Raw genomic sequence first — 9559 nt, forward strand, 5'->3', positions numbered from 1 at the left:
CGAACGATGGGGTTCCGAATGATCGAGCACAGAGCGTCTGCCCACTCACGTCTCATTCGCCGGTTCCTGCGTCGCCTCGCGCTGCTCCTGGCGCTGGTCGTGGCCGTTCCGGCGATCGCCACACTGCCCGGTTCCGCCGCCGAAGAACCGGTGGAACTCGACACCGACCTGCGGGTCCTCCTCTTCTACAAGCCCAACTTCCACGCGTCGCACGTGCAGGCCCGCCAGGCGATCCGTGACCTCGCCGCGGAGCTGGGCACCCAGTACGGCCGGACCGTCGAGATCACCGACACCGACGACGCCTCCGTGTTCACGCCGGAGAACCTGGCGACCTACGACACGCTGGTGTTCGCTCAGACCGGCGGGATCCTCTTCAACGACGCCCAGCGCGACGCCCTCGAGGGGTACATCCAGGGCGGCGGCGGCTGGCTGGGCATCCACTACACCGGCTGGTCGGCGGGCACCGTCAGCGAGCACGACGTCAACCCGTGGTACCTCGGGCTGGTCGGCGCGGTCTCCGAGGGACATCCGGAGAACCCGGCTATCCGCCAGGCCACGGTCCGCGTGAACGCGCAGGGCCACCCGCTGACGGCCGGCATCCCTGACTCGTTCGTCCGCAGCGACGAGTGGTACGACTGGAACGTCAACCCGGCGGCGAACGTCCGCACCCTGCTCGAGGTCGACGAGACGACGTACACCGACGGCCACCACGGCAGTCTGCACCCCGTCACCTGGTGTCAGGAGTACGACGGTGGCCGGTCCTGGTACACGTCGATGGGCCACGACGGCGCCTACTTCTCCGAGCCGGTCATGCGCGACCAGTTGCGCAACGGCCTCGCCTACACCGCCGGGCTGGTCCCCGCGGACTGCTCGCCGCCGGCCAAGGACCACGCGGGCGAGTGGAGCCCGGTCACACCGTGGCCGCTGATGGCGATCAACATGGCGCTCACCCACGACGGCAAGATCCAGTCGTTCGGCAGCACGCCGACCGGCTGCGTCGACAACACGCCGTACGACTGGACCGGCAACTCGTGCGTCGCGCAGGGCGGCCAGTTCCAGACCGACGTGTGGGACCCGTCGACGCCACGCACGATGGACAACCTCTACGACGGCATCGTCGAGAACGCCACCTACACCGACCTGTTCTGCTCGATGCAGGTGCACGACCCGAACCGCCGCGCGATGCTCACCGTCGGCGGCGACGACAGCCTCGGCGTCCGCAACGACCCGGTCAACGGCGCCATCGGCGTCACCAGCTACTCCAGCCGCACCGGGCTGCGCAACGAGGCCCCGATGAACGAGCCGCGCTGGTACCCGACCGGGACGGTGATGCCCAACGGCGACATCGTCGTCCAAGGCGGCAGTGTGCGCGGTGTCGCCGGGCCGGGCGTCCTCATGCCGGAGCGTTACAGCCCCGACGAGGGCTCCGGCTGGACGCTGCTGACGGGTGCGGAGAGCGCGGCCGCCTATGGTGACGGCGGCGGCGACCTCGGGCCGGACGAGAACCGCTGGTGGTACCCGCGGGCATTCGTCGCGCCGGAGAACGGCAACCTGTTCAACATCAGCGGCACCCAGATGTTCGAGCTCGACCCGTCCGGCCTCGGCACGCTGACGCTGCGCGGCACGGTGCCGGCGGACGTCGCCAACCAGGGCGCGCTGGGCAACCCCGTCGGCGCGACGTCGACCGCCACCATGTACCGGCCGGGCAAGATCCTGCAGGTCGGCGGCGGATGGTGGGGCAACGGCGGCGGTCCGGCCGGCGCCCGCGCCGGGTTCACCGTCGACCTCATGACCGACGGCGGCACGGCGGAGCCGGTCGTCGAGGCGACCGAGCCGATGCGCTTCGGCCGGCACTGGGCCAACTCGACCGTCCTGCCCACCGGCGAGGTGCTGGTGACCGGCGGCGGCACGCAGAACAACGGTGCGCAGGGCGTCGCCACGATCCCGGAGCTCTGGAACCCGGACACCGGCGAGTGGACCAGCGACCTGGCCCCGTACGCGCACGCCCGCCTGTACCACTCGACCGCGCTGCTGCTGCCCGACGGCCGGGTGATGATCGCCGGCGGCGGCTCGCCCGGTCCGCGCAACTACACCGACGCCGAGTTCTACTCGCCGGCGTACCTGTTCGACGGCGACCAGCTCGCGCAGCGGCCTGCGATCCTCGACGCGCCGGACAAGATCGGCTACAACGGCACGTTCGACATCGACGTGGCCGGCGAGATCGCCAAGGTGTCGCTGGTCCGCAACGGCTCGGTGACCCACGGCTTCAACAATGGCCAGACGTTCGAGGAGCTGGAGTTCGCGCGAACGGCCGACGGCACGCTCACCGTCCAGGCGCCGGCCGACGGCACCTACGCGCCGCCCGGGTCGTACATGCTGTTCGTCCTCGACGCCGACGGCACCCCGTCGATCGCGGCGATGCTCGAGATCGACCCCGAGACGCCGATGGACACCCGCACGCCGCTGGTCGACCAGTTCGAGTACCCGCGGGTACCGGCCGAGTGGCGCGGCGAGAACCCGCCGATGACCGTCGAGGTCGAGGCCGGCGACGGGCGGATGGCGCCCTGGACGGTCGACACCGCGGTCGAGCTGGTGCGCGGCATGGCGCCCGGCATGGGCGGGCTCGGCGTCGTCGGGTACCACCTCGACCTCGGCCAGTCCGGCCGCCTCACCCGGACCATCGACGGGCTGGTGCCCGGCAAGGAGTACCGGATCTCGCTGAGGTACGCCCGCGACAGCAGAGAGGCGGTGGGCGACGGCGACACCGTCAGCGCCGACCTCAGCATCGGGTCGTTGGACACCACGATCACGGCGACCGGCGACGAACCGTCGGGCATCTCCGGGATCCCCAGACCCTCGACCTTCGCGACCTTCGTCGCCACGTTCACGGCGACGGCGCGCTCCGAGCCGCTGACCCTGACCGGGTCGGGCACCAGCGCCGGCGTCATCGTCGACGACCTCGCGATCGTGGGCGTCGACCCCGGGCCCGGCGACGTCCCCGTCCACTACACGTTCGACGAGGGCGAGGGCGCGACGGCGGCGAACACCGGCCACGACGACGACACCACCGGCGCGGCGGCTCTGACCGGCGCCGCAGGCTGGACGTCGTCCGGCGTGTTCGGATCGGCGCTGGACCTGTCCGGCGGCGACGGCGACCACGCCGACCTGCCCGACGGCCTGCTCGCCGGCGCCAGCGACTTCACGGTGTCGCTGTGGGCCAACGCCGACACGTTGAAGAACTGGATGCCGCTGTTCCAGATCGGCAACGGGACCGACACCTACTTCCTGCTGCAGTCGCAGACGCAGGCGAACGGCCCGACCGGTCTCGCCGCGACGTTCAAGGCGCAACCCGCCGGCGGCGGCGCGGTCGAGGAACGGCTGACGCTCGGCAACGGGGTCGACCTCACGCCGGGCGAGTGGACGCATGTCGCGTTCACCATGCAGGGCAGCACCGGCACGCTGTATCTCGACGGCGAGGAGGCGGCATCGCGGGACGACTTCTCGATCGGCCTGCCCGACGTCGGCGACGGCGAGCCGACCACCGACAACTATCTCGGCAACAACGACTGGCCCGACCCGTCGTTCGCCGGGCTGCTCGACGACGTCCGCGCCTACGACACGGCGCTGACGGCGGCCGAGATCGCCGTCCTGCACGCCGAAGGGGCGGCCGTCCCGACCACCACGAGCGTGACGGTGACCCCGTCGCCGTCGCCGTTCGGTGAGCCGATCACGGTGTCCGCGACCGTCGAGGACGAGTCCGGCGCGCCGGCCGCCGGCCTCGCCGAGCTCTGGGTCGAGCCGGTCCGCGCGGACGACCCGCTGGACCTGAACGCCCGCCAGGGCGACCCGGTCCCGCTGGCCGCCGACGGGTCGGTGACGTTCCCCGCGCTGACCCTGGCCAGGGGCGAGTACACCATCGAGGTCCGATACCTCGGCGACGACGGCCGGCGCGCGTCCGACGCGTCCGTCGCCCACATCGTCGAGCGGCCGCCGCCGGGCGAGGGCGTGCCGATCCACTACACGTTCGACGAGGGCGCCGGGACGTCCGCGGCCAACTCCGGCACCGACCCGTCGATCGGCGCGGCCGCCCTGCGCGGGACGACGTCGTGGTCGCCGGACGGGCCGCGAGCTGGAGCGGTGTCCCTGCCGGGCGGCGGCGGATCGAGCGACAACTACGTCCAGCTGCCGAACAACCTGTTCGCGAACATGGAGGACGAGGTCACCGTGTCGCTGTGGGTGCGGCCGACGGCGCTGCCCAACTGGGTGCCGCTGTTCCAGGTCGGCAACGGGACCGACACGTTCCTGCTGCTGCAGTCGCGGACGCAGGCAGGGGGCGCGACCGGCTTCGCGGCGACGCTGAAGGCGCCGGGCAACCCGCTGCAGGAACGGCTGACGCTGGGTGCGGCCAACGACCTGCCCCTCGGCGAGTGGACGCACGTCGTGTTCACGATGTCCGGCTCGACCGGGAAGCTGTACTTCGACGGTCAGCTGATGGGCACCCGGACCGACTTCACCCTGGGCATCGACGACATCGGCGTCAACGGCGTCACCAGCAGCAACTACCTCGGCAACAACGACTACCCGGACGGCCTGTACAACGGGCTGATCGACGACGTCCGGGTCTACGAACACGCGCTGAGCGACGACGACGTCCGCGCGCTGTTCGAGGGCGACGAGGCCGAGCCGCCCGTCACGACGGCGACCGTCGCCCCTGCGGCGCCGGACGGCTCGGACGGCTGGTACGTCACGGCGCCGGTGGTCACGTTGTCGGTCGCGGGCGGCAGCGGGGCCGTCACCACGGAGTACGCCCTCGGCGACGGCGAGTGGACGCCGTACACCGCGCCGGTCACCGTGCCCGATGGCGTGCACACAGTGCGCTTCCGGTCGCGCGACGCCGCCGGCACCGTCGAGGAGGAGAAGACGCTCGACCTGAAGGTCGACACGACGGCGCCCGCCGTGGTGCTGGACGGCGTCACCGCCGGTGCGTCGTACGGCGTGCACGAGGTGCTGTCCGTGACGGCGTCCGCGGACGACGCGGGCTCGGGCCTGGCGTCGTCCCAGCTACGGCTGGACGGTGCACCCGTCGACGCGCCGCTGACGTTGGACCTCGCCGGGCTGACCGCCGGCCCGCACGAGGTCAGCGTCGTGGCGACCGACGTCGCCGGCACCACGACGTCGCAGGCCGCCGCGTTCACCGTCGTGGTCTCGTTCGAGACCGTCGGTGCGCTGGTGGACCGGTACGCCGGTGAGGGGCTCGTGCTGGGCAGCCAGCGGCAGCGGATGCTGGCCCACCTGCAGACGGCGGAGTCCGCGGCGGACCGCGGCCAGGTGCGGCAGGCCGACCAGGCGGTCCAGCGGTTCGCGTCGGAGGCGCTCGCCGTCATCGACGCCACGACCAGGGCCCGGCTGCTGACCGCGGCCGAGACCCTGCGGGCGCAGCTGAGTCCATAGGCGCGACGGCTCTGACGGCGCCGGCCCGCTCGGGATCGTTCCAGGCGGGCCGGCGCCGTTGCCGTTCAGCTTCGGTCGAGAAGCCAGCGAAGAGTAGCGGCCGTGGCGTCGAAATGACCGACGTGTGCTGCACCGGGCGCGCGAGTGAGGACCGCGTCGGGAATGCGCGCGGCGAGCCAGGCGGAGTGCGCGACCGGCACCACGGTGTCGAGCTCGCCATGCCACAGCGACACCGGAACGGTGATGGCTGCGGGGTCGAAGCCCCAGGGCAGCCCGAAGAGGGCGAGCTCGTCGTCGACCCAGCCCTGCAACCCGGGCCGCAGCGCCTCGGCGTAGGCGGCCGAGAGCATCTGCTGGAACTCGGGCCGGGCGAGCACCGCCTGTTCCGCCTCCGGCAACAGCTCTCTCAGATCCGCGGACTCGGTCTCGGCCAGGTGGGCCTCCAGCGCAGCGCGTCCGCGTAACGCCGCGGCGGCGCTGAGCCGGTTGCTCTCCATCATCCCGGCGGTCCAGTCGAGGCCCTCGGCATCGCACGGCGCGGTACTCGCCAGGGTCGCGACCCTGGTGGTCCGGTCGGGGTGGACGGCGGCGAAGGCCAGTGCGTGCGGGCCCCCGCCGGAGACACCGAAGATGGCGAAGCGATCGAGGCCGAGGTGGTCGGCGATCGTGGCGATGTCGTCAGCAGCATCGACGACCCGCCTGCCGGCACGCGGCGTGGAGTTGCCGAAGCCGGGCCGGTCGAACGTGATCAGGCGGATGCCGAGATCGGCGAACAGCGCGGCGTCGGGATGACGCGCCAGCCGGCTCATCGGAGTGCCGTGCGCATAGACGACCGGTACGCCGTCAGGCACGCCCCACTCTTCCACGGCAAGGACCCGGCCGTCCGCTGTGCTGATCGAACGCATACCGGGCAACCTACAGCCGGCCGAACGGGTGCCGCGCGCTCCTTGGCTGGCAGCAGATATCGCTGCACAGCCGGGCGGACGGCGGCAGAATGTCCGCGTGCGCACGCCGCCCACGGTCGTCGTCTTCGCCGGCCTGCCCGGCACCGGCAAGTCGACACTGGCCGACCGGGCCGCCGCGGTGCTCGGCGCGCCGTCCTTCGCCGGCGACTGGCTGTCCTCGAGTACGCCGGCGCGGCATAGGAACGGCCCGCGCGTGGTTGTGCCGATCATGACCGACAGCAGGGCAGCACTCGACCACCTCACCCGCACCGGCACGGTTCGGCTGGCGACGCGGACCGAGGACGGGCGCGAGATCGTCACCAAGATCTGGGCCGTCGTCGTCGACGGGCAGGCGTACATCCGCAACGGCTACGGCGACTCGTCGAAGTGGTACGCCCGCATCCGGCGCACCGGCCGGGCCGCCTTCGTCAACGGCGGCGAGCGGTACGACGTCGCCGCCGAGCTCGTCACCGACGAGGCCACGAACGCCCAGGTCGACGACGCCTACAGCAGCAAGTACGCCGGCTCCGGCTCCGCCCTGCGCATGATGATCACCGGCGACGTCCGCATATCCACCCTCCGCGTCACGCCGGTCGAGGGCTAACCGGCCGGAACCTGGTCGACCCCGCCGAGGCGGAGCAGGCGGGACTGGCCCGACGACGCCGGCTCGCCGCAGGCGGCGCACACGGCCTCGAGGTGCAGCTCCGCGCCGCAGGAGTGCTCCCATACTGTCGGCGGCGGGCCCTGCGTCACGTAGCGGTCGCCCCAGTCCATCAGCGCCAGCAGTATCGGCTGCAGCGCCCAGCCGGCCTCCGTCGGCAGGTACTCGTAGCGGCGCGGATGCTCGTCGTAGAGGCGCCGCTCGAGGACACCAGCCTCGACCAGGGTGCGCAATCGGGCGGACAGGATGTCGCGGCTGCCGCCGGTGTTCGCGGCGATCGACTCGAACCGCACGTTCCCCAGCAGCACCTCGCGCAGCACCAGCAGGCTCCACCGCTCCCCCACGACCGCCAGCGCGTTGGCGATCGAGCACTCCCGCGCCGACGACGCCGACGATGCCGGCGACGCGGTCACGACGCCGCCAGCTGCGGGTACAGCGCGCCCAGGTCGCCGGACAACCCGGCCTTGACCTGCCGGGTGACGTCGTCGGCGAGGACCTCGTGGGCGCCGGCCTCGACGGCGTCGAGGGCCAGCCGGGCGACGTCGGCCGGGGACGACTTCGGGGCGTCGACGCGGGCGGCCATGTCGGTGTCGATGTAGGCGACATGCAGGCCGGTGACGCCGATGCCACGATCGCGCAACTCCAGCCGCAGCGAGTTCGTCTGCGACCACAGCGCCGCCTTCGACGCGCTGTACGAGCCCGAGATCGCGAGCCACGACAGCACGGAGTGCACGTTGAGCACGTGCCCGCCGCCGTTGGCCTCGATGACCGGCACGAACGTCCGCGTCACGCGCAGCGGCCCGTAGAAGTTGGTCTCGAACTCGCGCCGGACGTCATCGACCGGTGAGTCGAGGAACGACGCGCCGACCAGTCCGCCGGCATTGTTGACGAGCAGCCGCACGTCCCCCGCCTCGGCCGCGGCCGCCGCCACCGCCTCGTCGGACGTCACGTCGACGGCGAGGGGCGTCGCGCGCGGATCGGTCACCGTCCGCGGATCGCGCGCCGCCGCGTAGACCTTCGCCGCGCCGCGGGCGAACAGCTCGTCCACGAGCGCCTTGCCCAGGCCGCGGTTGCCGCCGGTCACCAGCGCGACGGTTCCTTCGATGCGGGTCATTGTGGTCCTTCCAGTCTTTCGATGATGGTCGCGTTGGCGAGGCCGCCGGCCTCGCACATGGTCTGCAGCCCGTACCGGCCGCCGGTCTGCTCGAGCACCGACAGCAGCGTCGTCATCAGCCGGGCGCCGCTCGCGCCGAGCGGGTGCCCGAGCGCGATCGCCCCGCCGTTGACGTTCACCTTCGCCGGGTCGGCGCCGGTCTCGTCCAGCCAGGCCAGGGCGACGCTGGCGAACGCCTCGTTCACCTCGAACGCGTCGATGTCGGCCAGCGTCAGCCCGGCGCGGCCGAGCACCTTGCGCGTCGCCGGGACGATGCCCATCAGCATGAGCAGCGGGTCGTCGCCGGCGACGGCGAACGAGTGCAGCCGGGCGCGCGGCCGCAGCCCCAGCCGCCGGGCTGTCTCGCGCTCGACGATCAGCACGGCCGCCGCGCCGTCGTTGACCGGCGACGAGTTGCCGGCGGTGACGTGCCAGCCGATCTCCGGGAACCGCCGCTCCCACACGTCGGCCCAGAACGACGGCTTCAGCCCGGCCAGCGCCGCGGCCGACGTGTCCGGGCGCACCGACTGGTCGACGGCGAGATCGGCGCCGTCGACGGCGACGACCTCGGCGGCGAACCGGCCGTCACGCCACGCGGCGGCGGCCCGCTGGTGACTGGCCAGCGCGAACTCGTCCAGCCGCTCGCGGGACAGGCCGCGACGGGCCGCGATGAGCTCGGCGCTGATCCCCTGAGGCGCCAGCCCGTCCGGATAGCGCGCGGCGACGCTCGCGCCGAGGAAGTCGAGTCCGGCCGCCTGGCTGCCGATGGGGACCCGGCTCATCGACTCGACACCGGACGCGATGGCGACGTCGTAGGCGCCGCTGATGACACCCTGCGCCGCGAAATGGACGGCCTGCTGGCTGCTGCCGCACTGCCGGTCGACCGTGACGGCGGGCACCGACTCGGGAAAGCCGGCGGCCAGCGCGGCCCACCGCGCGGTGTTCATGCTCTGCTCGCCGATCTGCCCGACGGCGCCGCCGATGACGTCGTCGACGGCGGCCGGGTCGATGCCGGTGCGTTCGGCGATCGCGCGCAGGACGGTCGCGTGCAGGTCGACGGGGTGGACGTCGGCCAACGCGCCGCCCGGCTTGCCCTTTCCGAGTGGCGTACGGACCGCGTCGACGATGACGGCATCTCGCATGACCCCACTCTAACTGCTGAGTTGGAAAATCCAACCCACGACCGAACCCCGACCGCTCGTTGATCTTGGAGTTGTTCGGCTATTGCGGGGCTACTAGACGATTCCCGTAGGACCGGTGTCCGGCCAGACTCGGTCCAGGCGCTCGGCGGGACGCTCTCTTCTGGGCTGCCCATCCCGCTTGTGGGGTGTGGCTCTATTTCGGTTTGCG

General features: G+C 72.2%; 6 protein-coding genes. 2 read left to right on the forward strand and 4 right to left on the reverse strand.

Annotation, left to right across the window (positions count from 1 at the left end; translation table 11 throughout):
* The first annotated feature begins 18 nt into the window (after positions 1-18).
* Positions 19-5451 (forward strand): LamG-like jellyroll fold domain-containing protein, encoded by a 5433-nt coding sequence (locus E1262_RS27925; RefSeq protein WP_203454579.1) that lies wholly within the window; start codon positions 19-21, stop codon positions 5449-5451.
* Positions 5452-5516: 65 nt separating this feature from the next.
* On the opposite strand, the gene E1262_RS27930 is transcribed toward E1262_RS27925, so the two are convergent.
* Positions 5517-6470: an alpha/beta fold hydrolase gene (locus tag E1262_RS27930; protein WP_203454580.1), complete on the reverse strand. Its 954-nt coding sequence runs from the start codon at positions 6468-6470 to the stop codon at positions 5517-5519.
* Here E1262_RS27930 and E1262_RS27935 point away from each other — a divergent pair.
* A complete protein-coding gene (locus tag E1262_RS27935) occupies positions 6454-6999 on the forward strand; it encodes a DUF2255 family protein (RefSeq protein WP_132107623.1) in 546 nt (181 codons plus the stop codon). The genes E1262_RS27930 and E1262_RS27935 overlap by 17 nt on opposite strands.
* Here the strand turns inward: E1262_RS27935 and E1262_RS27940 are convergent.
* Genes E1262_RS27940 through E1262_RS27950 form a run of 3 tightly spaced genes read right to left on the reverse strand, consistent with a single transcriptional unit; the run spans position 6996 to position 9351 of the window.
* The gene (locus E1262_RS27940; protein ID WP_132107624.1) at positions 6996-7469 is read right to left on the reverse strand and encodes a winged helix-turn-helix transcriptional regulator; all 474 of its coding nucleotides are present in this window, start codon (positions 7467-7469) and stop codon (positions 6996-6998) included. The genes E1262_RS27935 and E1262_RS27940 overlap by 4 nt on opposite strands.
* A complete protein-coding gene (locus E1262_RS27945; RefSeq protein WP_132107625.1) occupies positions 7466-8170 on the reverse strand; it encodes an SDR family oxidoreductase in 705 nt (234 codons plus the stop codon). Before E1262_RS27945 ends, E1262_RS27940 begins: the two co-directional genes overlap by 4 nt.
* On the reverse strand, positions 8167-9351 hold the full coding sequence (locus tag E1262_RS27950) for a thiolase family protein (protein ID WP_132107626.1): 1185 nt from the start codon (positions 9349-9351) through the stop codon (positions 8167-8169). The genes E1262_RS27945 and E1262_RS27950 overlap by 4 nt, the downstream gene beginning before the upstream one ends.
* Between the last annotated feature and the right edge of the window lie 208 nt (positions 9352-9559).

The organism is Jiangella aurantiaca, from assembly GCF_004349105.1.
In the GTDB taxonomy this organism is placed as follows: Bacteria; Actinomycetota; Actinomycetes; order Jiangellales; family Jiangellaceae; genus Jiangella; species Jiangella aurantiaca.